The organism is Mesorhizobium sp. M1A.T.Ca.IN.004.03.1.1 (genome assembly GCF_003997555.1).
Classification (GTDB): Bacteria; Pseudomonadota; Alphaproteobacteria; order Rhizobiales; family Rhizobiaceae; genus Mesorhizobium.
The window spans coordinates 1-260 of the sequence record NZ_RZTV01000547.1 but is presented as its reverse complement, the minus strand read 5'-3'; the positions used below and the strand labels follow the sequence as shown (position 1 = coordinate 260).

The 260-nt window shown below is 58.5% G+C and carries 1 protein-coding gene; it reads left to right on the top strand.

The window, feature by feature from the left end; all coding sequences use genetic code 11:
• A partial coding sequence (locus EOD29_RS36325; RefSeq protein WP_206520576.1) for a hypothetical protein occupies nucleotides 1-260 on the top strand: 260 nt, incomplete at both ends.

Sequence of the window (260 nt, the reverse complement as noted above, 5' to 3'; positions counted from 1 at the left end):
CAGCATCGCGCAGAACGCCTATGCACGCATGTTCAATGGCGTGCTGCGCTTTAAGAATGTGGAAGCCGCAAAGGAATCGGTGGCGCGTATCGATGCACTGTTTCATCAGTTCGGCCTGGAGCGTGATCGACGTGGCCAGCATCAGGCCCAGTTGATGGCGTTGATCGGCAAGAACCGTGCCGAGGGCATCGGCAAAGTGGCGGAAGCGAAGGTCTTTCTGGAGTGGCTCACCACTCACCTCGATACCTCACACGCACCGG